This is a genomic window from Empedobacter sp. GD03739, from assembly GCF_029843245.1.
Taxonomy (GTDB): Bacteria; Bacteroidota; Bacteroidia; order Flavobacteriales; family Weeksellaceae; genus Empedobacter; species Empedobacter falsenii_B.
In genome coordinates, this window is the sequence record NZ_JAOCHX010000022.1 from 1 (window position 1) to 25,555 (window position 25,555).

At 31.8% G+C, this 25,555-nt stretch carries 19 protein-coding genes; 6 read left to right on the forward strand and 13 right to left on the reverse strand.

Features of this window, described 5'->3' with window-relative positions; translation table 11 throughout:
• The 3 genes from N5E64_RS08685 to N5E64_RS08695 form a co-directional block, all read right to left on the reverse strand.
• Window positions 1-2,370: SusC/RagA family TonB-linked outer membrane protein (locus N5E64_RS08685; RefSeq protein ID WP_280037089.1), on the reverse strand; the 2,370-nt coding region annotated here is incomplete at its 3' end.
• A 378-nt stretch (window positions 2,371-2,748) separates the two neighbouring features.
• Complete coding sequence (locus N5E64_RS08690) at window positions 2,749-4,095, reverse strand: DUF5689 domain-containing protein (RefSeq protein ID WP_280037090.1); 1,347 nt, start codon at window positions 4,093-4,095, stop codon at window positions 2,749-2,751.
• Window positions 4,096-4,122: 27 nt separating this feature from the next.
• Window positions 4,123-6,879, reverse strand: a complete 2,757-nt coding sequence (locus N5E64_RS08695; protein ID WP_125350015.1) for a carboxypeptidase regulatory-like domain-containing protein — start codon at window positions 6,877-6,879, stop codon at window positions 4,123-4,125.
• A gap of 91 nt (window positions 6,880-6,970) precedes the next feature.
• Between N5E64_RS08695 and N5E64_RS08700 the strand changes: the two genes are divergently transcribed.
• Both N5E64_RS08700 and trpA read left to right on the forward strand, forming a co-directional pair.
• Window positions 6,971-8,176, forward strand: coding sequence for an endonuclease (locus tag N5E64_RS08700; RefSeq protein WP_038337145.1), 1,206 nt, complete (start codon window positions 6,971-6,973; stop codon window positions 8,174-8,176).
• Between the two features lie 2 nt (window positions 8,177-8,178).
• A complete protein-coding gene (trpA, locus tag N5E64_RS08705; protein ID WP_280037094.1) occupies window positions 8,179-8,946 on the forward strand; it encodes a tryptophan synthase subunit alpha in 768 nt (255 codons plus the stop codon).
• Between the two features lie 74 nt (window positions 8,947-9,020).
• Here trpA and tyrS read toward each other — a convergent pair whose 3' ends face one another.
• A complete protein-coding gene (tyrS, locus tag N5E64_RS08710; RefSeq protein WP_280037096.1) occupies window positions 9,021-10,316 on the reverse strand; it encodes a tyrosine--tRNA ligase in 1,296 nt (431 codons plus the stop codon).
• 129 nt (window positions 10,317-10,445) lie between these two features.
• On the opposite strand from tyrS, the gene N5E64_RS08715 reads away from it, so the two are divergent.
• The 3 genes from N5E64_RS08715 to N5E64_RS08725 are packed head-to-tail and all read left to right on the forward strand — an operon-like array spanning window position 10,446 to window position 13,438.
• Window positions 10,446-11,348, forward strand: a complete 903-nt coding sequence (locus N5E64_RS08715) for a CorA family divalent cation transporter (RefSeq protein WP_280037097.1) — start codon at window positions 10,446-10,448, stop codon at window positions 11,346-11,348.
• A 6-nt stretch (window positions 11,349-11,354) separates the two neighbouring features.
• A complete protein-coding gene (locus N5E64_RS08720) occupies window positions 11,355-12,356 on the forward strand; it encodes an NAD-dependent epimerase/dehydratase family protein (protein ID WP_280037098.1) in 1,002 nt (333 codons plus the stop codon).
• A 14-nt stretch (window positions 12,357-12,370) separates the two neighbouring features.
• Complete coding sequence (locus tag N5E64_RS08725; protein ID WP_280037099.1) at window positions 12,371-13,438, forward strand: diphosphomevalonate decarboxylase; 1,068 nt, start codon at window positions 12,371-12,373, stop codon at window positions 13,436-13,438.
• 280 nt (window positions 13,439-13,718) lie between these two features.
• Here N5E64_RS08725 and N5E64_RS08730 read toward each other — a convergent pair whose 3' ends face one another.
• From N5E64_RS08730 to N5E64_RS08770, 9 genes are all read right to left on the reverse strand, one after another.
• Window positions 13,719-14,219 carry a DUF4184 family protein gene (locus N5E64_RS08730; RefSeq protein ID WP_280037100.1) on the reverse strand — a complete coding sequence of 167 codons (501 nt, stop codon included), beginning with the start codon at window positions 14,217-14,219 and terminating at the stop codon, window positions 13,719-13,721.
• Window positions 14,220-14,258: 39 nt separating this feature from the next.
• Entirely contained in the window at window positions 14,259-16,976 is a 2,718-nt protein-coding gene (locus tag N5E64_RS08735) for a hypothetical protein (RefSeq protein ID WP_280037102.1), read from the reverse strand.
• 102 nt (window positions 16,977-17,078) lie between these two features.
• Window positions 17,079-18,104 (reverse strand): hypothetical protein, encoded by a 1,026-nt coding sequence (locus tag N5E64_RS08740; RefSeq protein WP_280037104.1) that lies wholly within the window; start codon window positions 18,102-18,104, stop codon window positions 17,079-17,081.
• Window positions 18,094-18,900: a molecular chaperone gene (locus tag N5E64_RS08745; RefSeq protein WP_280037106.1), complete on the reverse strand. Its 807-nt coding sequence runs from the start codon at window positions 18,898-18,900 to the stop codon at window positions 18,094-18,096. Before N5E64_RS08745 ends, N5E64_RS08740 begins: the two co-directional genes overlap by 11 nt.
• A gap of 49 nt (window positions 18,901-18,949) precedes the next feature.
• Entirely contained in the window at window positions 18,950-19,483 is a 534-nt protein-coding gene (locus tag N5E64_RS08750) for a hypothetical protein (protein ID WP_280037109.1), read from the reverse strand.
• Between the two features lie 168 nt (window positions 19,484-19,651).
• Window positions 19,652-20,515, reverse strand: coding sequence for a helix-turn-helix domain-containing protein (locus N5E64_RS08755; RefSeq protein WP_280037112.1), 864 nt, complete (start codon window positions 20,513-20,515; stop codon window positions 19,652-19,654).
• Between the two features lie 228 nt (window positions 20,516-20,743).
• Window positions 20,744-21,487, reverse strand: a complete 744-nt coding sequence (gene deoC / locus N5E64_RS08760) for a deoxyribose-phosphate aldolase (RefSeq protein WP_114998760.1) — start codon at window positions 21,485-21,487, stop codon at window positions 20,744-20,746.
• Window positions 21,488-21,496: 9 nt separating this feature from the next.
• Complete coding sequence (locus N5E64_RS08765; RefSeq protein WP_171623291.1) at window positions 21,497-21,970, reverse strand: Lrp/AsnC ligand binding domain-containing protein; 474 nt, start codon at window positions 21,968-21,970, stop codon at window positions 21,497-21,499.
• A gap of 27 nt (window positions 21,971-21,997) precedes the next feature.
• The gene (locus N5E64_RS08770) at window positions 21,998-22,945 is read right to left on the reverse strand and encodes an endonuclease (RefSeq protein WP_280037117.1); all 948 of its coding nucleotides are present in this window, start codon (window positions 22,943-22,945) and stop codon (window positions 21,998-22,000) included.
• 352 nt (window positions 22,946-23,297) lie between these two features.
• On the opposite strand from N5E64_RS08770, the gene N5E64_RS08775 reads away from it, so the two are divergent.
• The gene (locus N5E64_RS08775; protein WP_114998765.1) at window positions 23,298-25,508 is read left to right on the forward strand and encodes an NADP-dependent isocitrate dehydrogenase; all 2,211 of its coding nucleotides are present in this window, start codon (window positions 23,298-23,300) and stop codon (window positions 25,506-25,508) included.
• The last annotated feature ends 47 nt before the right edge of the window (window positions 25,509-25,555 follow it).

The window sequence follows — 25,555 nt, forward strand, 5'->3', positions numbered from 1 at the left end:
TTTACCTCCTTCAACATGAATCATACTTTCGTATGAATCAGACATAATTAAAGAATTATTGCCATCTGCTAATTCATTAATTTTATATTTTAGATTTGTTACATTTCCGTAAACAGATAAATCAAAGTTTTTAGAACGGATTACATCATAGTTTAATTCTAATTCAAATCCTTCAGTTTTGATTTCACCTGCATTTACTATTGTAGTAAACCCACCAGCTTCTGGAGCTAATTGTTGATTAAAAATAAAGTCTGATCTCAATTCATTAAAGTAAGCCATCGATCCTGTTAAACGATTCCCAAAGAATCCAAAATCTAAACCTACATTGAATTTCTTATTTGTTTCCCAAGTAGTATTTCTATTTGATAAATTACCATCAGGGAATGCAGATGCTTGACCGTTATAAGTTTTATCTAATTGTAAAAGAGTTAAATTTGCGTAACGTGAAATTGCCGAGTCATCTCCTACTTCACCATAAGATGCTTTAAGCGTTAAGTTATTAACAGCTTTTACATCACGTAAAAAACCTTCTTTCGCAATGTTCCATCCTAAAGCAACACCCCAGAAAGTTCCATATTTGTTATCTAAACCTGCTAATGAAGTACCATCACGGCGAACATAAGCATCCACGAAATATTTATTAGCAAAATCATAAGAAGCTGCTCCTAAATAACCAAATTTAGAAACTCTCCATCTTTCTGATTTAGAATCTTGTTCAATTAACGTTGCTAAACCTTGTGTTTGTAAATAATCATTAGGAAAACCAATTCCGTACATTGTCATCGAATATAAACTTTGGTTGATATATTCTGATGCCGCTGTTACACGTAAATGATGTTTACCTCCAAAAGTATTTTCGTAAGAAACCTCATTACGCCAGTTGTAATCAAAACGGTCTGTACTTCTATCCGTTTTAGAACCTCCGTCCCCTAATAATTGAGATAAAACTGAAGATGGTTTTAAGAAATTTTCGTATTGTGTACGGTTATAAGTAGCACCTAAAGTTGTACGAGCAGTTACATTTTTAGCAAGATCTGCTTCAACGAAACCAGTTCCATAAATACGTAAATATCTTGTTTGAGCATCCGTTTTTTCCATTTCATCAGCAACAGGATATCCCATGTAGTTCGCATTAGGATTGTAAACTTTATTTCCATCTGCATCTAAAATTACATTTCCGTTCGCGTCCATTGAATAAAAAGTCTCGTAAGGACGGTTTAACAATGTATTATAGAATGGAGATTGTGCGTTTACACGGTCACGAGGAGAATCTAACGTTGTGTAAGATCCGTTTACGTTGATTCCGTAACGTAACCAATCTTTTACTTTTGTTGTGTTATTAAATGTAGCTGTAATTCTCTCTAAACCATCATAGTATCTAACAGCTCCTTCGTTTTTATCATAACCTACAGAAAAGTTATTTGATGATTCACCATCATTTTTACTAATCGAAATAAAGTGAGATGATGTAATACCGTTTTTGTATAGATCATCAGACCATTTATGATTATTTTTAGACAAAGTTGCAATCTCTTGTGATGTACGAGCTTGTCCCAAACCTAAATTACCAATAGTACTTAAACCATTTTGGTAGTTTAATAATTGTTCTGCATTCATCAAGTTGATATTTGGTAAATCAACCATTTGATTCACTCCAATACGAGATGAATAAGAAACAATTGCTTCTCCTTTTTTCGCAGATTTTGTTTTCATGATGATTACACCATTTGCTCCACGAGAACCGAAAATTGCTAATTGAGAAGCATCTTTCAATACTTTTACTTCTTCAATATCAGCTGGATTAATAGCATTAACATCAGCAGCTGTCATATATGTACCATCAACCACATATAATGGAGATTTTACACCACCATTCAAACCAATTGCACCACGAATAGTAACATTAGCTGTTGCACCAGGAGCTCCACTCATCGCTTGAGAAGATAAACCTGCTACTTTACCACCAATCATTTGGTCGATAGATACAGATGGATTCATCTGTTCTAAATCTTTTGCTTTTACAGTTGTAACACCTGATTTAGATGGAGCGTTGAAAATAGATTTTACAACAACTTCACTTAAATCAACCGTAGAACTTGTAGCAGCAGCGTACTTTAATGTACCTAAAGCATTACTTGTAACACTAAATTCTTTTCCATTAACAACTAAAACATCTCCAATTTTAGCATCAATGTCAAATTTTCCGTCTTGGTCAGTATAGACAACTTTGTCCGTACCTTTTACAGATACTTCTACATCCGCTTCCGGAAAATTATCTGCGTCATTTACAACACCTGTTACTTGAGCAAATGCAGCTGTTCCTAAACCTAAGAAAGCCAACAAACTCAAAGATGTGATTCTTCTCCTCATAGTCTTATTTTTATAAAATAGGGTAACAAATCTGAACATTATTTTTTAGAGAAAAAAACGAAATGATATATAATTAACATTTTATCTAAATAAGACATTGTTTACTTTTTTTTATCAATTATCCATTTTTAAATACTTATTAAATGATTAATAAATCTTTTTTTAACTTTTTTTAATAAAATTAAAATCGATTTTATGTTAATTTTTTTTGAATTAAATAAAGTCAATATATATTAATAGTTGATTTTTATTTGAATTTTATACATTTCAGAATGTGAAATCACGTTAAAAAATGAAGAATATTTAGGAATTTATTAACCTAATAAAAACAAAAAAGGCAACCAAGTGGTTGCCTTAATTATTATAAAATGATTATGATTATTTCACAAATTCAATATCATCAATATTTACTCTTAATTGATTACCTGTTGATCTCAAGAAAGATTTATTTACCAATTTAACCGATACACGATCAGTAGCCGCTGCATTAATTGGGAATTCTAATAAATTTAACTTTCCTCTTTCGCTAGTTTTCTCACCAACCGATTTCCAAGTCACTCCAAAATCTGTAGAAATTAATACTTCTAATTTAATTTCTTTATCAGCATCAGCACCTTCGCTAAAAGTAGCCCCTCCGAAGTTAACTTTCAAAGTCTTAAGCCCCGTTACAAAAAACTTAGATTGTAAGAATGCAACTGTAGTAGAAGTTCCTCTTAATCGAACAGAACTTGTTCCCGACGATTTTAAATCACTATCAGATGGATCAAAAACTCCTCCGTCAGAAAAAGTCCATGTTCCTGTAACTAAAGTTAGATCTGCTACATTATAGTTATTCTTCTTAGCAGATTCAAAATCCTCTTTTGTTCCTTTAGCCTCTTCTACACCTTCTGGTAAAATAGTAAATCTATCTTGATCAAATTTTACATCTTTTGTATCGCGAATAAATACTTGATAAGTTGAATTGTATCGAGAAACTACTACTGTAATAGACCCGCTTTTTTTAGGTAAAGCATCTGCATACCACGTTGCGTAGCCAGAGTTACGTAAATCTGTTTCTTTTCCTTTTTTATCTACAATCACTCTATTCACTGTAGTACCTGAAACTCCATACGTTTTATCTCCGTCAGGATCAATGAATTGAACTCCATCTATCGTTACTAATGTATTTAGATTTTCAGGTTTTAAAGCATCTGTTAATGAAGAAACAACTTTGGGTTTAATCGTTTGGATTGCTTCACATGTTTTAACCATATAAGTTGACATAACAGCACTTGGAATACGACCAACAGTATATTGTGGATCTACAGAACCTATTTTCATTACTCCACGATCATTCGCAACTATTAACCCTTTCAAATTAATTTGTACTTGCGCTCCCAATGGATAAGAATTATATAAATTACTTCCGTCAATTTCTATTTGGATACCTGTTGTAGGGTTCTCAACTTTATCTTGTAAAGAAATCGTTTTGAAAAAATTCCCCGTTTCGTCACTAGATATAACATATGCTTGTACGATTAAATCTTCTGCTATTGCTTTATTAGCATCTAATTTTATAGATCCAGCAGTTACTTTAGAGACTAAGTCAGCCAAAGAAATATTAGGACTTGGTAAATTACATTCAATTGGAGGTGTTGCATAATCATCATCTTGCACACAAGATTGCGCTGTAAATAAACCTAAGCTTAAAACACCAGCTATTGTTAATTTTGATATTGTATTCATTTTAAATTGTGTTCGTTGTTAATAAAATTAAAATCTGAAATAAATGTTAGCGAAATAAGTTGTTCCCATTCCGTAGAACATTTTTGAACCAAACATACGTTGGTAGTTTTTATCAATTGCATTATTATAATTACCTGTACGCATTTGTTCAAAACCTCCTGTAACATAGTTTTTATTATTCAGTACATTGTTTACTGTTCCTGAAATCCCTGCTGAATATTTACCAATACGGAACGTTTTTCCTAAATTGATATTCAACATAAACTCATCACTAAACTTCTCTTGTTTTAAAACTTCTTTCAATCCTTCTTCTGTTACTCCATTAATTGGAACCCCATTTTGGGTAATAAAATTAATTGTTCTTCTAAAAGGTGCAGGATCTGCATAATTGTTCATTAAATAGTTTCCAGAAACACCAACCCACCAAAATTTAGGATCACGATACTCAGCACCTAAAGTAAATCCTGATTGAGGTCCAGAAGCAAGTTTATAGTTTTCCAGATAAGCAGTTCCATAATTTTTGTAAGGAATTCCATTAATTCCAAATTCATCAGAATATAGGTTATAATCAGGATTGTCTTTGTATACATATTGTCCAATAGCAGCTACGGCAGAAACTGTAAGAACTGGTAAAACTTGCGCTTCTACAGCCAACTCAGTTCCTAAATATTCTTTTCCAACGCCTGTCATCACCTCAGAAACAAAAATTTGATCCGAAACACCATCAATATATCCAAAAGCCTTCTCTATCTCATCTTTTGTTCTAGTATAAAAAGCCGTCGCACGAGCTTTGATACGTGGAGCTCTTAAAATATAAGATAAATCACTTGAGAATATTTTAGCACTTTCTATTCCATCAACAGTTACATCATTAAGACGTGCATTTGGAAAAATCTCATCAGAAGTAGGCGCTTCTGTCTGATACATTACATTTGCTTGAATAAAGTTACGTCCATCTAATTTTACTAAAAAGTTAGATTTCACACCAAAGTCTACAAAATCATATGTTTTACTCTTTCCGTAAGAATTGTCTTTATACATTTCATTTTGGAACTTTCCATCACGGTAAAACTTAGTTAAAGCAGCTTTCATCCCAATAGTAACATCTAAGTATTTAGATTTAATTTTAGACTGCGCGAATAAATCTGCATAATCACGATTAATTTCGTAGTAATACTCTTGTTTATCTCCTTTCTTAGCTACATAATCGGGATCTAATAAGTTGAAATTATAAAAATGATTAACAGGTAAATTTGTCGTCACATTAAAATCATCTACATTTAATACATATTGTGCACCTAATAAATCTTGAATCTCACGATACAATTTAGATTTTGTATTTTGATAAGATGCTGCAATTGTTAAATCTATATTTGAAGTTAATTCTGTTTGAAAATTAGTATAAGCCGTAGCCGTTTTATCTTCATTAACATCTGCAGTTAACCAATAAGCAGCTCTTCCTGTCGCACTATTTTCATTCGCACGATACATACTTGCCCAATCTAACTGAGAGATTTGACCACTTCTCCATAATTGCTCTCTTTCTGCGATTGCATCAGCAGACGCCCCATTAAAAGCTAAGTAACTCGGCATATTACGGTAATATGTTGGTGAAGGATTATTTGCTTTAAACCAATCTAAACGAGATCCACTTTCTTTTCCAAATTGATAAGAAATAGTTGTCGTTAATTTAGATTTATTATTAATATTCCAATGATGCGTCAACATATTAATAGGCTCGAAAGTTTTCTTTACACGTTCATTACGTTTTTCACCATCTTGCCATCCCCAATAAGAATTATAGTAAATACCTTTCAAATCAACAACTTCTTGCGTATTAGGTGAACCTGTAGAACGACGAGTTGGAGCACCAAAACTTGTAAAGTTTAAGGTATGTTTTTCATTAAACTTTTTCTCAACACCTAAATAGTAAGCATATGCATCATAAAAAGTACCTTCTATAATACCTTCATCAGCCCAACGTCTACTTCCCGAAACCATAAATGCCCAACCATTATCCATCAAGCCTGTATTATAGGTTGCCATAACACGATTTCTGTATGAACGATTTGTACTAGAATAAGCCAAACTTACTCCCTTACGCATTGTTGAAGGACGAGTATCAAAATTTGTGACACCTCCTAAATCTCCAAAAGCATAATTAGAAGGTTCGATTCCATATGTTAACTCATCTGGACGACGAGTTACATCATTCAAACCTCCCCAGTTATTAAAAGTTGCACGACCATTATCCATTTTGTTCATACGAACTCCATTAAATAATACGTCATTATATTTGTTATCTAAACCTCTTGGTTTAAACCAATACGAACCTAATTCGTACGCAGAAACGCGAGCAAAAACATCGCGAGAAGATTGTAAAAGTCCTGAATTTGAAGCTGTCGAACTTTCATCATCAGATAATTCATCATCTGTTAATGTAATAATTCCAACTTCTGCTGTATTTGGATTAAATGTTAATTTAATATCACCTAAGTCAAGCTCTTTTTGCCCTGCTACAGTGATTTCTTTTTCATATGGGTCATAGCCCACGCCATAAACTTGTAATTTGTATGTTCCATCCGGAATATCTACAAACTGAAAATAACCTATACGATCGGTGATAGCAGCATCGCTTACTGCTCCTCCGTCCAAACGTACAGTGAGGTTATAAACCTCTTCACCTGTAGCAGCATTTTTTGCTACCCCAGTAACCTTTGTTTGCGCCTGCGCCATAGCGACAGTTGCTGCAAAGACTGAAAGACTTAACAATAATTTGTTCATTCAAACGAATTTTTATTTATAAATTAGCTATTTATTTCCTTCATCAGAAAAAATAGGACAACAAATTTAGTAAATTCATAATTAATAACATATGTTTAAAATTAATAAATCTTTAACTTTATTAATAATTTTTAATTTATTCTTAACGTTAAATGTTAAAGCTCAAAGCAAATATTCAAGTGCAACTGTAGCGTTTTACAATGTCGAGAATCTTTTTGACACCATAAAATCAGTTGGATATGTAAATGGAACTTTACCTTTTAATGACAAAAATTATCACATTCAGATTGCTGAATCTGACATTTCGAAGTACGAAACAGAAGAATTCAAACAAAGTTATACGTACGAAAATATAAAAGGAAAGAAAATTATCCGTCCATTAATTCTTCAAGAAGAATTTTTACCAAACGGAAATAAAAGATGGAATACAGAAAAATATTTCCAAAAAGTCAATAATATTTCAAAAGTTATTAGCGAATTAGGCGCAGATGTTACAGGCTCTGCTCCAGTAATCGTAGGTATTTGTGAGATCGAGACAAGAGAAACTTTAGAAGATTTAGCAAAAAGCTCTGCTTTGAAAAAATACGATTATGGTGTTGTTCATTTCAATTCGTTTGATGCTCGTGGAGTTGATACAGGTTTATTGTATCAAAAATCTCGTTTCAAGGTAATTGATGCAAGACCTCATCCAATTTTCAATTATGATGCTGAAGGTAAACGAAAATATACGCGTGATATTCTACAAGTTACAGGTTTATTAGACGGTGAAGAAATCACTTTTTTAGTGAATCACTGGCCTTCTCGTAGTGGTGGAGAAAAAGTTTCGATGCCAGCTCGTATGGAAGCAGCAAAGGTGATGAAAGGAATTTTTGATGAGTTAAAATCTAAAAATCCAAATGCAAAAGTAATTGCAATGGGTGATTTTAATGATGATCCTATTTCTCCAAGTATTAAAAACACATTTGATCCGGCCGGAGAAATTGCTAAAGTTTCGGATAACGGATATTACGATCCTATGTTACCTTTATACAAAAAAGGTATTGGTACTTTAGCTTATCGTGATGCTTGGAATCTATTTGATCAATTTATCTCAACTTCATCATTGGTTACAAAAAATAAAGATTATTCAACGTATAAAATCTTCAAAACTGAAATTTACAACAAAGATTATTTGAAAGCGACAGAAGGTGCGTATAAAGGATTCCCTAACCGTATGTGGAGCGGCGATACTTATCGTGCAAACGGTTATTCTGACCACTTTCCAGTCTATACAATCTTATTAAAACAAGCAAAATAAAAATGAACAAATTAGAGCAATTATTTAGTCAAAAAAATAAAAACCTCGTTACAATATACACAACAGCTGGGTATCCGAATTTATCGGATACCCCTATTGTTTTAAAAGAATTAGATCAAAATAATGTTGACATTATCGAAGTCGGCATTCCTTATTCTGATCCTTTAGCTGATGGTCCAACAATACAGGCTACAAGCGAAAAAGCTTTAGCAAATGGAATGACATTAGATATTTTGTTTGAGCAATTAAAATCGGTTCAAAATGAAATTTCTGCACCAATTGTTTTGATGGGTTACTACAATCAAGTGATGACATTTGGATTAGAAAAATTCTTACAAAATTGTCAAGAAAGTGGAGTTTCAGGGTTGATATTACCTGATATGCCGTACGAAATTTACTTGGCACAACACAAAGAATTATTTGAGAAATACGATCAAAAAGTTACTTTTCTAATTACACCTTTAACAACAGAAAAACGCATCAAAGAGATTAATGATGCAACTTCTGGATTTGTTTATATTGTTTCTAGTTCTGCAACTACAGGTGCAACAGAATCTAATTATAATGAAGATTTTTTGTCAAATGTTAAAAATCTAGGCTTAACAAAACCACATCAAATTGGATTTGGGATTTCGACAAAGGCTGATGTAGAAAAAGCTTGGAATTACGCAAATGGAGCAATTATAGGAAGTGCTTTTTTACGCGTTTTAGAAAATTCAACCGGAAATCTTTCAGAAGCCATAAAAAATTATCTTTCAGAATTGAGATAAAAAAATAGTTTTCAAAACAAAAAGCAAGCTTAATTCAGCTTGCTTTCTATTTTGGAAATGTTTTATCTAAAAAATTATTCAACAATTAAGATGAAATAATTCTTTTTACCTTTTTGTAATAAAACATATTTATCAGCAATTAAATTTTCTGTTGTTAATACAAATTCTTCCGCTACTTTTTCTTTGTTTACAGAAATTGCGTTTGCTTTTAATTCACGACGCGCTTCTGAATTTGATTTTAAGAAGCCTGATTTTTCTGCTAAAGCAGTAACAATATCCAATCCCGCTTCGATATCAGTTTTTGCAACTGTTGCTTGAGGTACACCTTCGAAAACTGATAAGAATGTATCTCCATCTAATTCTTTCAAATCTTCTGAAGTTGATTTTCCGAATAAAACTTGAGATGCTTTTTCTGCTTTGCGTAATTCTTCAACACCATGAACTAAAATTGTAATTTCAGTTGCTAATTTACGTTGTAATTCGCGTAAATGTGGCTCTTGACGATGACGCTCGATTAAATCATCAATCGCTTCTTTTTCTAAGAACGTATAAATTTTGATGTAACGTTCAGCATCAGCATCCGCTTGATTTAACCAAAATTGGTAGAATTTATAAGGAGATGTACGGTTTTTATCTAACCAAATATTTTCACCACCTTCCGATTTCCCAAATTTAGTTCCGTCCGCTTTAGTTGTTAATGGACAAGTAAAAGCAAAAGCTTCACCTTGTACTGTACGACGAATTAATTCTGTTCCTGTTGTAATATTTCCCCATTGATCAGAACCTCCCATTTGCAATTTTGCACCTAATTCTTTGTACAAATGTAAATAATCATATCCTTGAATCAATTGATATGTAAATTCTGTGAAAGACATTCCGACATTCGATTCAGAAGATAGTCTAGATTTTACAGAATCTTTTGCCATCATATAATTTACAGTAATGTGTTTTCCGACATTACGTGCAAAATCGATGAACGAAAAATCTTTCATCCAATCATAGTTATTCACCAATAAAGCTGAATTTCCATTATTCGTATCAAAATCTAAGAAACGAGACAATTGTGCTTTAATTCCAGCAACATATTTATTCAATGTATCTTCGTCTAATAAACTTCTCTCTGCTGCTTTACCAGTAGGATCACCGATAAAACCAGTTGCACCACCAACCAAGGCGATTGGACGATGACCGTGACGTTGCAAATGAACCAATAAGAAAATAGGAACCAAACTTCCCACGTGAAGAGAATCTGCTGTAGGATCGAAACCTACATAACCAGAAGTCATTTCTTTATTTAGTTGTTCTTCTGTCCCTGGCATAATATTGTGAACCAGTCCTCTCCAAGTCAATTCTTCAATTAATGGATTCATAGTATTTTAATATATTTTTTATCTAATTTTTACAAGATACAAAGTTATGATTTTTCAGTAGATTATAAATGATCTGTCAAAATAAAACTTATTTGATATATTTATTTAAAATTTGAATAAAAGGAATACATGCAAACACTTTTCGAGAACGAAAAATTCAAATGGATTAATTTACAAAATCCTACAAAAATTGAGTTGAATGAAATTGCTACAAAATATTGTTTTCAGAAATTAACGATTGAAGATAGTTTGGAGCCTGGGCATTTACCTAAATATGAATCAGATGATTCAAAAGTTTCGTTTTTGTTAATTCGTTTTTTTGATAAAGAACATCGTATGTTGAAAAACACTGTTCGAGAATTTAGTCACAAAATCAGTATTTACATCGGAGCAGATTTTATTGTGACTGTTCATCAAAAGGAAACGGATATTTTTGAAAAAATTCAGAAAAAATATTTAGCTAATACTGATCCTTCTAAAATCATTATCAAAGGAATTTTGTATCGTATTATTTCCGAAACCATCAAAACGTATGAAGAACCAGCATATCAAATGGACGAAGAAGTCAATCAACTCGAACATTTGATTTTTACAGATGATTTTAGAAAAATTAAACTTCCTACCTTATATAAAATCAAACGAGAAGCTACAGCTTGCAAAAAAATATTAGATTATACGCTTGAAGCACTGAAAGAATATCGCGCAGATAACAAAAAGACAAGTTCATCACAGGATTTGTACGAAGAAAACGTAAAAATGTTACACTTACATTCGCAAATTGTAGATGATGTACAAAGTTTGTTAACAATTTATCTTTCGTTAAATGGACAGAAATCGAACGAAATCATGCAAACGCTTACCGTTTTTTCAGCATTTTTCTTACCCTTAACTTTTATCGCCGGAATTTATGGAATGAATTTCGATTTCATGCCCGAGTTAAATTACAAATTAGGCTATCCAATTTGTTTACTTGTCATGTTATTAGTGGTAATTTTTATTTACTTTTGGTTCAAGAAAAAAAAATATTTATAATTCAGTATGATTTTCGTAACGGGAGGAACAGGTTTGGTTGGCGCGCATTTGTTGGTAGAATTGGCAAAAAAGCAACAACCTATTCGTGCCTTAAAACGAAAAACATCGAACACAGCAATCATCCAAAATTTCTTCGCGGAACAAAATGCTTCGCAATTTTATCAATTTATTCATTGGATTGATGGTGATTTGTTGGATGTAACTGAACTTCCGAATTTATTAGACGGGATCGAAACAATTTATCACGCTGCAGCTTTTGTTTCGTTTGATGAACGTCAAGAAGAAGAAATTTTCAATACGAATATTTTAGGAACTGAGACTTTGGTAAATGAAGCGATTGATTCTGGCGTGAAAGAATTTTTCTTCATCAGCTCTATTGCTTCGATGGATGATTTGAATCCAGCAACTAAAATGATTGACGAACGTTCTGGTTGGAATAATGGCTTGACGCATTCTTCTTATTCTATCTCAAAATTTAGAGCAGAAATGGAAGTTTGGCGTGCTTCACAAGAAGGTATTAAAGTTATTATTATAAATCCTGGTGTAATCATCGGAACTTTGGATACTAAACGTGCAAGCGAAAGTTTGTTTCAACAAAATTCATCAAAAAGCGATTATGCTCCTTCGGGCGGAACAGGATTTGTTGATGTACGCGATGTGGTGAAGATTTTTTTAGAGTTAATTAATCAACAAGTTTACAATCAAAAATTTGTGGTAATTTCTGAAAATAAAAGTTACCGAGAAGTATTTGATCTTGTTTCGATCAATAGCAAACGTTCAGTCAAAAATGTTTCGAATTCAACCTTGAAAATCATTAAAAATCTATCTATTTTTAGTCGAATCTTTGGTGGAAAATATATGACAAAAGCGAATTATTATTCGTTGACAACTTATACCAAATACGACAATTCTAAAGTTAAAAATTTGCTTCAATACGAATTTATTCCAATCAAAGAAGCAATTGATTATCATTATAAACGCTTTCAAAAGCTGAATTCTACAAAATAGTTTACTTTTGTTTTATGGAACAACAATTCATTTCAACACTTTCAACAACTGCTTCGGAATTAAAATCAGGAAGCGTTTCTGCTAAAAGTCCATCAAATATTGCGTTGGTAAAATATTGGGGAAAAAAGAAAAATCAAATTCCAACCAATAGTTCAATTAGTTATACGTTAACCAATAGCTATACAGAAACTGAATTAAAATTTTCGCCAAAAACATCGGATGCTTTCGAAGTTGAAGTTTATTTAGAAGGTGAATTGAAAGAAAGTTTTACTCCAAAAATCATTACTTTTTTCGAAAGAATTTCGGCTTATATTCCATTTTTGAATCAATTCAAATTTGAAGTTCACACACATAATTCGTTTCCACATAGTTCTGGAATTGCTTCTTCAGCTTCTGGAATGTCGGCAATGGCATTATGTTTAGTTCAAATTGAGAATATTTTGGGCGCAAATTTATCAGAAGAAGATGCCTTGAAAAAAGCTTCTTTTTTGGCGCGTTTAGGTTCTGGAAGTGCTTGTCGTTCGGTTTACAAAGGTTTGGTTGAATGGGGAGAAAATGACTTTACCGAAGGAAGCTCAGATTTATTTGGAACAAAATATCCTGATGCTGAAATTCATGATGTTTTCAAAACTTTTCATGATACTATTTTATTGATTCACGAAGGTCAAAAATCGGTTTCTTCTACTGTTGGTCACAATTTGATGAACGGACATCCATATGCCGAACGTCGTTTTGTGGAAGCAAACGAAAACTTAAAAGCTTTATTACCAATTTTAAAATCTGGCGATATCAAAGCGTTTGGAGAATTGGTAGAACATGAAGCTTTGACATTGCACGCCATGATGATGATGTCGAATCCTGCATTTATTTTGATGAAACCAAATACAGTTGCTGCTTTAGAAAAATTGTGGGAGTTCCGTCGTGAAACAGGAAATCATTTGTATTTCACTTTAGATGCTGGTGCAAATGTACATTTACTATATCCTGAGCAAGATGCGGAAGCTATTGAAATCTTCATCGAAAATGAATTAAAACAATTCTGTCAAAACGGAAATTATATAAAAGATAAAGTGAGTTTTTAATCACTTCTAAAATAAAAGGTTGTCAATTATTTGATAACCTTTTATTTTTTTATTAATAGTTTCTCCATTAACCCAAAAATAACCAAACTCAAAAAAACGCTCATTCCGATAACGACAATGATGTTGCCTAATCCAATTTCTATTGGGAAGAAAACTAATCGTATTGTGGAAATAATAGTTGTAAATAGAACTACTTTTAACCAAAAAATGTAATCAAATTTAGTTTTTGGAAGAATTTGTTTTGGCATTTTATACATCCAAAAAGCAATAAAAATCGCACCTAAAAACTGCTAAAATGTTGTAGAAATTTATATCCTTTTACTTCTAAATTATTGAAAGGAATTTGAAACCAAGTTTCCTCTAAAGCTGAAATTAATTTAGCAAAATATCCCCATTCGTGAGTGAAAGCATCCCAAAAAAGATGCGAATAAGCTCCTATTATAATTGAAATAACAACAATTAACCAATGTTTTTTGAAATAATCAATCCAATCGAAAGTTAGGAATTGAGCAAATCGTTCTTTTAAAAAATAAGGTAAATGATGAATTAAAACATTTCGGACAAATAAGTGAAAAACGAAACAATAAATAAGAGCAATTGGTAAGTCAAAATACAAAACGCCCCAAAACAAATGACTGAGCGTCGCTACAATCTCCATTCGAGAGAAATATTCTAAATCTGGCGACATCGAACCAATGATTAATCCCGTCATCGAAAACCAATTCGATTTTAGCTTTTTTAGCGCAAGAACAATTGCTGGATGGCAAAAAGTTAGTGGCATTTAGGTTTTATTTTGATGCAAAGTAAATCAAAATATCCATTAATTACCAAAACGTTTGATGTTAACTTTTCGCTCCTTAATTTTCAGGATAAGCGGTTCATATTCTGTATTTTGTTCCTTTTCTACCGTTATTTTATTCAAATATGTTTTTGCATAAACATGTTCTGGCAAACTATTTTCTAAAAGGTGAAACGTATAATTTCCGACAGGTAAAAAAGCTGTATATTCACCTCTATCATTTGTTTTAACTGTAAAAATCTGTCCATTTTCGTGATTAAAAATCAACGTAAAACCGAATAAATTTGCCGAAACCTGATACTCCAAATTTGAAGATAATTCATACTCAACTTTTCCTCTCACAACACCAGTTTGTTGCATTGGAATAGAAATAGAAGTCGTTTTAGAATTAATATTAACCGCATAATCTTGTGCAAACCATTTTTGTCCAGGAAGTTTGATTAAATAATTACCATAAGGCACTTTTTTATACTTGATATTTCCTTCTAAATCTGTAATAAAGTTAGTTTCATTTATCTTTACATTACGACTATCAGCCACTTTATCACCTTCATCAAAAATACCATTTGCATTGTAATCATAAAACACAAACAAATTTAATGTTCCGTCTTTTACATCTGTCACAGTACGTTTCGCAGGCAAATTATATTGTACACCAACTTGCAAATAAGTTTGTTTGCTATTCAATGTTTTCGAATCGTAATGGCTAAAATTCGCTTGTGTACTCACAATAAAATTATCAATTGGTTGATAATCTAAAGAAGCTCCAAAAGTTAAGGTATTTCCAAAATTTTTGTCAATATTATAATAAGTAGAAACTGCTGTATTCAATTTTTTCTGAAAAAAGCTTTGACGAAAACTCGCCGAAGTTGTAAAACGTTCTAATTGATGATTTAGATTATTCGTCGAATATACTTCTGCAATCATCATACTTCCTCGTTGATAAATTGAGTTTAACTGAAAGTTTTTCACATTCCACGTTAATTGCCCATAAACAATTGGATCAACTTTACTCAACTCGTTTAACTCAGAAAACCCTCCCAAAGCATTCAAAACCAACTGATGCACACGAGAATTAGACAACCATGTAAATGTTCCGTTTAAATAAGCTGATTTAAAATCCATCGGCATATACTTAAATGTCTCATAATTCAGAATATTTGATTTTTCTATATTCAATTTTGGAGAAATCGAAAGATTAAAATGACTCGCTAATTTGAACGAAATTCCCGTCTCAAAACGTAAGGCTTTCGATTCATTTGCTTGCATATAATTAATCAAATACGGATCGATAGATTTCGGATTGTTATTGGTAACCGTTAACGAAGACCACAACGAAAATTTAGAAAACGTGCGTTGTAAACGCTGATTTAGATACAAAGCTCCACGTCGAGTCCCAGGATAATACCCCGAACTGTAATAATTGGAACTATAGAAATCAAATTTGCCTATTGTTCCAGAAACATTTGCAGAAATCGACATCGAGTTTTCGACATCATTTGTCTCTTTAAATTTTGATAAACCATACCCAAATTTCACTGAATGATTCCACTTATTTGGTGTAACCCATTTGTAACCATTTGTCAAAATAAAGTTCGTTGTAGAATAAGTTCTATCAAACAAAGCTGTTGTTTCTAATTCGTTTTTATCTTTTATTAAAAATCGTCCATTCGCAAAAGTTGTGTTGCTATTCTTGAAAACATCGTTCGTCAAATCATCTAATAAATTATAATTTTTTTCGACCGTTCCGACTACAATTCGGTTATCATTCTTATCATAATTATTAAACAACATCACTCCTCGTCCGTTAACTGGAATATCAAAATCGTTGTTATTGATTGATCCGATTAAAATTCCTTTGTCTTTGCGTTGATATTTCACCCAAGAATCTGTCAAAACCATGTCTTGATTCTTATTCCAAGTTGTTCCATTAATATTATATGCAAATTCATTCAACCCAACCGAAAATTCTTGATGAGCCATTAAGTTATAATTCGCATTAGCGGAATTGATATCACGAGCAGTTAATCGAACATAATTTGTAGAAAAGTTTGTCCAATTCTGATTTAACATTGTTGGATCTCTATACACACGATTGGAACTTGCATTCTGAATGGTAAAAAACACATTTCCTGCAAAATCTTTGGTCGTTGTATAACCCGAAACATTTGCCTGAAAACTTTCAATTTTCATCATATCTCGGTCTACATATTTAGAAAATCTAACAATTTTTTCTTGAAAAGCTTCAACTATAATTCGCTTGTTTTCAGAAGTGAAATTACCTCTGAAGTCAGGAAGAACATTAGTTAGCAAAATTTCTTCGGCTTGATTTCCCATATTCATTACTTTCAATTCATAATGAATAGAATCTCCTTCTTGACGATAAAAAATATTACTCTGGACAGGAAAAATCTTGATGTTTCTCTTCTGCAAAACAACAACTGAAGTAACGGATTTCCCTATTTCTTTTTTGCTTAAAAAATCAATAATACTGAATTCTAAATCTAATTTTCCAGCCATTTGCGATTTGTTCACCGTAAACTGCATTGGAATAAAAGCCTTCTTGTTTGGATTGATTTTTATTTGAAGATTATCTTGCGAATACGATCTTATCGCTGAAGGAATTTTAAGTCCCAGACGAGCATTTATCGTATCATTGGTTGTATTTTCTAATTGAAGAATAATAGAAAAGTTGTTGCCATCTTCTAATTTAACTTCTTTTATTGTACTAAATTTCAATCCATTATTTATAGTTTGAGCACGCAAATTTTGTCCGCTAACAAGAATAAGCAGAATAAAAAATACGCTTCGAAAATAATTGATTGAAAAGAACATATTGTTTTACAATGGTGTAATCGTGTACAGCAAAGAAGTTGAATAATTCCCAGGTTTGCTATTCAAAATTTTATTATCCGACGGAGTTGTAGAATAAATAATATTGTACTTTTTTGAAGCCGTTTTAGAACTATTCGTCATCAATGATTGATTGTAATTCGAAAGTTTTATAACCTTAGAAAGATTATTTGTTTCGATGTCTTTTATCTGAACATTGATTGAATTTAATTCCAAATTCTGCGCATCACTTGATTGTAAATATTGATTAATCGACGAAACTTGAATATCGTAAGCTGTATCAGAAGAAACAATTAAGCCATTTTGATATTCTTTCTTCACACCATTTCTATAATCTTGTATTGTATTGAAAACCAATTCTGCATTTACAGCAGAACCATCGACCGCAATAGAAAACGCCGGAGCTGATTCGTAATTTCCGTTTGGACTAATTTGCATTTCAATCGGAAAAAGACTTTTACCAATCAGGGTTCCAAATTCATTCAATAAAGAAAACTCGAATTGAATTGGATAATTGTTCCATGATTTTAGAGCATTTAGATATGTCCCTGCATCAATCACAATATCATAATTCAGAATAATTGCACCATATTTTCCTGCTGGTGTTGCTATTGTTAAAGGTGAACTTCGGATAAAATAATTTGGAGAAAAACTCATCGCGATGTTATTCTGAATAACTCCTAATTGATTTAGTGTAGGATAATTCTCTGAATAATATTGAGAAGTTGTATAATTATTGAATTTTAATTTCAGTTTTTCGACAGGAAATTCTTTTTTCTCAGAATTTACAATAGGCGAAACAACACGCGCAACTAAAGACCAATTTTTATAATTTAAAGCACCAGACATGTGCATTTCTACAGCCACAACATTAGCCGTCGTAACTCCATTACTTCCATTTACTTGCACCCAACCATTATTATGAGCATTTAACGTAAACTGAGCAGAAACTGCCATTGTCAACAATAATGTAATTGTTGAAACTATTTTCTGAAACAAATTATTATTTATCATTTGAGAACGTCAATTCAGCAATTTTCAATTGATCATCTTTCTCAAAACTTAAAGTTGAGGTAACAATATACGAACCTTTTGGCAAATCCTTTGGCAATGGTATATATACAATTCTTTTATCATTTGGTAAACTATAAAAAACTGCATCTTGCAATTTTATTTGTTGACCATTTTCTTGATTAATGATTTCATTTGTAATCGTTCCTTCGCTCCAAACATTTCCTTCATTGGAAATATTAAGCACCAAACGATTTTCAGTTTTATCGTAAACAAAATTTGTAAACTCTACATTTGTATCACGTGCAATATTTAATCGTTGATAAATTTTGATACCTGTACGAATCGAGAATATAATATTTTCTCCACTTTTATTTTGTCCAGCAATCGGATTTGTTTGCGTGATGTACATCATTGCTGTATGCACACTCTCTGTGTTTATCTTTTCTGGAACTTGCATCAGAACTTCTATTTCTTTCGATTCTCTTGGCAAAAGTGTAAATGTATTACTTGGTAAAACTGTGATCCAGTTTGCATTACTTGTTGGTAAAGTATTAGGTTCAGAGACAACATTACCTCCAAACTCATCATACTTCCAATCATTAAAAGAAACAGACAACTCTAATGTATGTACATCACTTACATTGGTTACCATAATCTTTTTACGCTCAGACTCACCAGGATTTAACGCAAAATAAGTCCTTGGTGGACTTACAGTAATACCTGATTGTGCACTAATCTTAGTTGAAACGATTAATGCTAAAAAAGAAACGATTGTTAAAAAACGAAGAACTTTCATAAGCAAAAACAGAAGTGATATTTTTCAATATCACTTCCTATTTTTTATATTATTGTGCTTCTATTGTATAAGTTACAGTAGTTGTATACACGGTAGGTTTCTCAACATTGTTATATTTGTTAACATAAGCGTCTCCTCCTTTTCCATTATACGCAACGTTGAATTTTAAATCTGTACCACCAACTTTACTAGAAATCAAGTTTTTGTCTGATGTATCTAATACAACTTTACTGAAAGTTGATTTTGATTTATTATCTGAACCTAAAGTTGCTACTAAGTTAATTGTTTTTACAGCAATTTTACTTTCACCTTTTTCTCTAACTAAGTTTTCATTTTCAGATCTTACTTTTACAGCAAAACCACCAGTACTATATACAATTAAGTGGTCGATCATGTTTGATGTAACACCATTAGAATAATCGTCTTTTGTTGTATATTCTAAGTTTACTTCAGTACCACCAATAACAATTGTTTGAATTGGGTTTAATTTTACATTCAATTTTGCTGTTGCTGTCTCTTGAGCTAAAGCCATTCCAGAAACTAATCCACAGAAAACTGTTAAAAAAAATGCTAATTTTTTCATGATTTTATAATTTGTTAAAATTTATTAAAAAATATTTGTTAAATAAACTGGTAGTTTGTATATTTAAGATTGGTTATTCTCAAATGCGATGCAAATGTAGAAGTTATTTTGTGTTCTTAAAAGATTAAATCATACCAAAAGATGATGAAAAACGACATTTCTAACTATTTAATTCGGAGTACTTTGTCTGAATTTAGTCGGAGAAATCCCCGTGTTTTTCTTAAAAAACGCAGTAAAATTGGTTTCTTGAAGGAAATTGAGTTCCAGCGCAATGTCTTTTATTGACATTTTTGAGTTGACTAATAAAATCTTTGCATTTTTCATCAATTCTTCAACAATCATTTCTTTTGCTGTTTTTCCAAAAACGATTTGAGTTGCTTTATCTAACCTTCTTTTTGTAATAAAAAGTTTATCACTGTAAAAAGATACTTGTTTATTTTCCTTGACATTTTCTTGCAAAAGTTTTTTGAATTTTGTCGCAAGTTCTACATCAAAATCATCTTGTATAAATTGGCTTTGCATATCAAATGTTTCCATTTGACCATTGATAATAATACGTTCCAAGAGATTATGAGCAAGCTTCATATCTAATTCATTTTCGAATGCAGTAAAGAAATATTGCAAATAATTAGCCTCAAAAATTGGAGCAGAACAAATTGTATTCTCAACAATATTTATAATATCTCGCGAAAAAAGTGTAGAATTTTCTAACTTCAAGTTCTCTTCGATTGATTTCGAATAAAATTCTTGTTTAAAAACAATATAATAAGCATCAGTACGAGTATTTTGTTTCACAAAATCTTGGGAGATATTGGGAGCTATAAAAAGAAAATGATTTTTGGGAATCGAATATTCTTTTCCATTTATTTTATGAACAAATTTTTTAGAACCAGACCAGATTATTCCAAAATACTCATCAACAGATAACTCTTTTCTCAATTTTTCTGTATGTAGGATATCATTCAATTCAAATGCAGTTATACCTACATCAAAAACCAAATTATTATAAACTTTACGATTATTCAACAACATACGTCTATACTATTTTATCAGTGTTATCAATGCAAAATTACGACCATTTTTAACCAAATTACTTGATATAAATCAAGTTATAATTTTAGTGCTCCAAAAATAATAAAATACAATATGCTATTTAAGTATTTTAAAAAATTAACTAAAAAAGAAAGCTTATTTTTAATGAATAAAAAAAAGTCTCAATAAATATTGAGACTTTTAAATGTATTATAATGTAGAAATTTTCTAATAACCTTTTGCTCCTTGCTCTCCTTTTACAATCGCCAATGCAGACGATGTTCCAATTCTTTTCACGCCTAAAGCGATCATTTTTTCAGCTTCTTCTGTTGTGCGAACTCCGCCAGAAGCTTTCACTGGAAGCGAACCTGAATTTTCAAGCATCAATTTAATAACATGCTCGTTTGCTCCATTTGGTTCTCCATTTTCAGTTTTATAAAAACCTGTAGAAGATTTTACAAAAACTTTTGATGCTTTTTCTTCACCTGCTTTTTCTAAAACAGTATCACGAATTAATTGTGTTATAGCAACAATCTGTTCATCTGTTAAAGCAGCAGTTTCGATAATCCATTTTACAACTTTACCTTCACGCAATGCGACTAATGTTGCAGCTTCTACTTCTTCTTTTACTTTATCGCTATCACCTTTTTTGAACGCTTCGTAGTTTACTACAAAATCTAATTCATCGGCTCCATCAGCAATTGCTTTTTGCGCTTCTCTCAACTTTTCATTCAAATCGTAAGTCCCTTCAGGAAAGCCAATTACAGTTCCCAAAACAACATTCGATTTTTTCTCATCCAATAATTCACGAACTGATCTTACATAATCAGGACGAATCATTACCGCATAGATATCATTATCAATAGCTTCTTGTGCTAACTTATGCACCATCTCTAATGTATCAGAATTCGAAATACCTGCTTGTTCAGGTGTTTTAAGATACGTCGAGTCTAAATATTGATTAATATTCATCTTTGTATATTAAAGTTTTATTTGTCTATCTATTGGTTGCTCCAACGAAATTATAGTTTCTGTACGTGTAACGCCATCAATTTGCTGAATTTTTTTGTTCAACACATTCATTAAATGTAGATTATCACGACTCAAAATTTTAAGGAAAATCCCGTAATTTCCCGTTGTAAAATGAGCTTCCACTACTTCTGGAATCTCTTCCAAAGCTTTCACAACTAATTTATAAGAAGAAGGTTTGTCCATAAAAACACCAACAAATGACATCGTTGAATAACCTAAAATTGCTGGATTTACAATTACTTTAGTTGAATCAATCACACCAGAAGCTTCTAATTTCTTGATACGTTGATGAACTGCCGTATTTGATATACCTAATTCTTTTGCTAATTGCGAAACAGGCATGTTAGCATTGTCCATAAAGGCATTCAGAATCAACTTATCGATTCCGTCAATCTCAACCTGACCATTTTCGTGGATTCTCACCTATTCTTAAATTATACTGCTACAAATTTAATATTTTAAAATGGTATAAACGGGAAAATGATCGCTATATCCACCGAAATATTTTCCGCCAACAAAAGTTCTGAATGGCAAACCAGTTGATTTTCCGCCTGTATTCTTCAAAAAATCAGCATCAAAAATATCTGTTTTTATATATTCTAAATTTGATTGACAAGTAAAAAATCCTTTCGAAAAAATCTGTTGATCAAACAACATCCATTGTTTTTTAAAAATCATCGAACCTCTTTTATAGGATTGTAGACTAACCATTGGATTGAATAATTCGTTTCTGTTTATCTCTTCTTGTTTAGAACGCGTATCCAATTCATCAATTAAGTCAGAATTTGTTGGAGAATCATTAAAATCTCCCATCACAACAATTTTTGCCGAATAATTTTCGGTTAACAAATCGTTAATTCTTTTTCGAATCGTTTTAAAAATATGTTGACGTTTTAATTGATTGATCTCTTTATCAATTTTAGAAGGTAAATGAACAATAAAAAGATGAATAACTTCACCAACTAAATTTCCTTTCACATATAAAATATCTCGTGTATAATATTTTGTATCATACTGATCTTTAAAGACAAATCTAATTGGTTCGCTTTCTAAAACTTCAAAAAATTGTTGACGATAAATTAATCCAACATTTATTTTTCTTTCGTCTAATGATTTATATAAAAGTGTTTTATAATCACCATCTTTCAAAAAATCATTTTGAATCAAATCTTGCAAAACCTCTTCATTTTCAACCTCAGCCAAACCAACCAAACATGGTAATTCATTTGTTTCTAATTTTCCAATTTTAGAGATGCAGAATGCAATCTTTTTCACCTTTGTGTCATAACGATTATCTTTCCATTTGATAAAATTACTGGGCAAAAAAGATTCGTCTGAAGATTTAGAATAAAAATTTTCGACATTATAAAATGCGATTGTCGCTAAATTTTGTTTCAAAAGAATTGTTTTCTGCAAAATTAAGAAAGAAACTAAGTTTATAAAAATTGGTTTCTTAAGAAGCATTAAAAAGACGACTTTCTCAAAAGTGAACTTATACATAAAATTGAAAAAAAAATCAGTCAAAAATTATCAACTTGAACAATTTTCTTTCAATAAATTATCAACTTGACTACCTATCAAAAATCATGTTAAAAATTATACTAAAATTAGTGTAAATGATTGATTTATGGTCAACTTAATCTGCTAAATATTGTATATTTGCAAAGTTTGCAGTTTCTGCATTCAAAATTGAAAAAATGTATTTTTAATTGACTATTATTAAAATAGTCTCAAAAAAATTTAAAACATAATGTCAAAAATTCATTACACACTTACGGATGAAGCTCCGATGTTGGCAACTCACTCATTTTTGCCAATCGTACAAGGATTCACGAAAACAGCTGATATTACAATCGAAGTTCCAGATATTTCTTTAGCTGGACGTATTTTAGCTAATTTCCCTGAATTCTTAAAAGAAGAACAAAGAATTCCTGATGCTTTAGCAGAATTAGGAGCTTTGGCGACTACTCCGGAAGCAAATATCATTAAGTTACCTAATATTTCGGCTTCTGTTCCTCAGTTAGACGAAGCGATTGCAGAATTGCAGGCGAAAGGTTTTGCTGTACCAAATTATCCAGCTGAACCAAAAAATGAAGATGAAAAAGCAATCAAAGCTAGATACGGAAAAGTTTTAGGTTCTGCTGTAAATCCAGTTTTACGTGAAGGAAACTCTGACCGTCGTGCACCGAAAGCTGTTAAAAACTATGCAAAAGCTAATCCTCACAAAATGGGAGCTTGGGCTACAGACAGCAAAACAGAAGTTGCTTACATGAAATCCGGTGATTTCTATGGTACTGAAAATTCAACTACATTAGAAAACGCAACTGAATATACAATCAAATTTTACGGAGAAGATGGTTCTGTTCAAGAATTAAAATCAGCAGCACCTTTAAAAGCTGGAGAAGTAATTGATTCTTCTGTAATGAACTTAAACTCTTTAAGATCATTTGTTCAAGAAGCTATTCAAGAAGCAAAAGACAAAAACGTATTATTGTCTGCTCACTTAAAAGCAACAATGATGAAAGTTTCTGATCCAGTTATTTTTGGAGCTATCGTAGAAACTTTCTTTAAAGATGTTTTCGTAAAATATGCTGATACTTTCAAAGCATTAGATATTAATCCAAACAATGGTTTAGCAGATTTATTCGAAAAAATAAAAGGTCAACCTCAAGAAGCAGAAGTTAAAGCTGCAATTGAAGCTGATTTAGCAAACGGACCACGTGTAGCAATGGTTAATTCTGATAAAGGAATCACTAACTTCCACGTTCCTTCTGATATTATTGTTGATGCATCTATGGCTGCATTAGTAAGAAACGGAGGTAAAATGTGGAACAAAGATGGTGCTGAAGAAGATACTGTAGCGATCATCCCAGACCGTTCTTACGCTGGTTTCTACGAAGCTGTTGTAGACGATATGAAAGCAAATGGAGCATTAGATCCTACAACAATGGGTTCAGTTCCTAATGTTGGATTAATGGCTCAAAAAGCGGAAGAATATGGTTCTCACGACAAAACTTTCCAAGCTCCTGCAAACGGAACAATCAAAGTTGAAGACGCAAACGGAAACACTTTATTAGAGCAAAAAGTTGAAACTTCTGATATTTTCAGAATGTCTCAAACTAAAGACGCTCCTATTCAAGACTGGGTTAAATTAGCGGTTAACAGATCTCGTTTATCTGATACTCCAGCAATTTTCTGGTTAGATAAAGGAAGAGCTCACGATCAACAAATCATCAAAAAAGTTGAAAAATACTTAGCTGATCACGATACAACAGGTTTAGATATTCGTATCATGGACGTTAAAGATGCTATGAAAGAAACTTTAAGCCGTGCAAGAGAAGGAAAAGATACTATTTCTGTTTCTGGTAACGTTTTACGTGACTACTTAACAGATTTATTCCCAATTTTAGAATTAGGAACTTCTGCTAAAATGTTATCTATCGTTCCATTAATGAACGGAGGTGGATTATTCGAAACTGGTGCGGGAGGATCTGCTCCAAAACACATCGAGCAATTTATTGAAGAAGGTTACTTACGTTGGGATTCTTTAGGTGAATTCTTAGCATTACAAGCTTCTTTAGAGCACGTTTCTCAAACACAAGGAAATGCAAAAGCTCAAACTTTAGCTGATGCTTTAGATGAAGCAAATGCTAAATTCTTAGCTACAGATAAATCTCCAGGTCGTAAATTAGGAACTATCGATAACCGTGGTTCTCACTTCTATTTAGCAATGTACTGGGCAGAAGCGTTAGCAAATCAAACAAAAGATGCTGATTTAGCTGCTAAATTTGCTCCAGTTGCAAAAGCTATGGAAGAAAACGAAGCAAAAATTAACGAAGAGTTAATTGGTGCACAAGGTAAACCTCAAGATATTGGTGGTTACTACAAAGCAGATTTTGCTAAAACAACTGCTGCAATGCGTCCATCTGCAACATTAAATGCAATTGTTGACGGAATTTAATCTAACAACATTTCTTTATAAATCAAAACCTCGAGAAATTCTCGAGG

Bases quoted from the DNA above. Each gene is read 5' to 3' on its own strand.
- N5E64_RS08690 (WP_280037090.1), bottom strand. From the start codon at position 4,095: ATGAATACAATATCAAAATTAACAATAGCTGGTGTTTTAAGCTTAGGT.
- N5E64_RS08695 (WP_125350015.1), bottom strand. From the start codon at position 6,879: ATGAACAAATTATTGTTAAGTCTTTCAGTCTTTGCAGCAACTGTCGCT.
- N5E64_RS08700 (WP_038337145.1), top strand. From the start codon at position 6,971: ATGTTTAAAATTAATAAATCTTTAACTTTATTAATAATTTTTAATTTA.
- trpA (WP_280037094.1), top strand. From the start codon at position 8,179: ATGAACAAATTAGAGCAATTATTTAGTCAAAAAAATAAAAACCTCGTT.
- tyrS (WP_280037096.1), bottom strand. From the start codon at position 10,316: ATGAATCCATTAATTGAAGAATTGACTTGGAGAGGACTGGTTCACAAT.
- N5E64_RS08715 (WP_280037097.1), top strand. From the start codon at position 10,446: ATGCAAACACTTTTCGAGAACGAAAAATTCAAATGGATTAATTTACAA.
- N5E64_RS08720 (WP_280037098.1), top strand. From the start codon at position 11,355: ATGATTTTCGTAACGGGAGGAACAGGTTTGGTTGGCGCGCATTTGTTG.
- N5E64_RS08725 (WP_280037099.1), top strand. From the start codon at position 12,371: ATGGAACAACAATTCATTTCAACACTTTCAACAACTGCTTCGGAATTA.
- N5E64_RS08730 (WP_280037100.1), bottom strand. From the start codon at position 14,219: ATGCCACTAACTTTTTGCCATCCAGCAATTGTTCTTGCGCTAAAAAAG.
- N5E64_RS08740 (WP_280037104.1), bottom strand. From the start codon at position 18,104: ATGATAAATAATAATTTGTTTCAGAAAATAGTTTCAACAATTACATTA.
- N5E64_RS08745 (WP_280037106.1), bottom strand. From the start codon at position 18,900: ATGAAAGTTCTTCGTTTTTTAACAATCGTTTCTTTTTTAGCATTAATC.
- N5E64_RS08750 (WP_280037109.1), bottom strand. From the start codon at position 19,483: ATGAAAAAATTAGCATTTTTTTTAACAGTTTTCTGTGGATTAGTTTCT.
- N5E64_RS08755 (WP_280037112.1), bottom strand. From the start codon at position 20,515: ATGTTGTTGAATAATCGTAAAGTTTATAATAATTTGGTTTTTGATGTA.
- deoC (WP_114998760.1), bottom strand. From the start codon at position 21,487: ATGAATATTAATCAATATTTAGACTCGACGTATCTTAAAACACCTGAA.
- N5E64_RS08775 (WP_114998765.1), top strand. From the start codon at position 23,298: ATGTCAAAAATTCATTACACACTTACGGATGAAGCTCCGATGTTGGCA.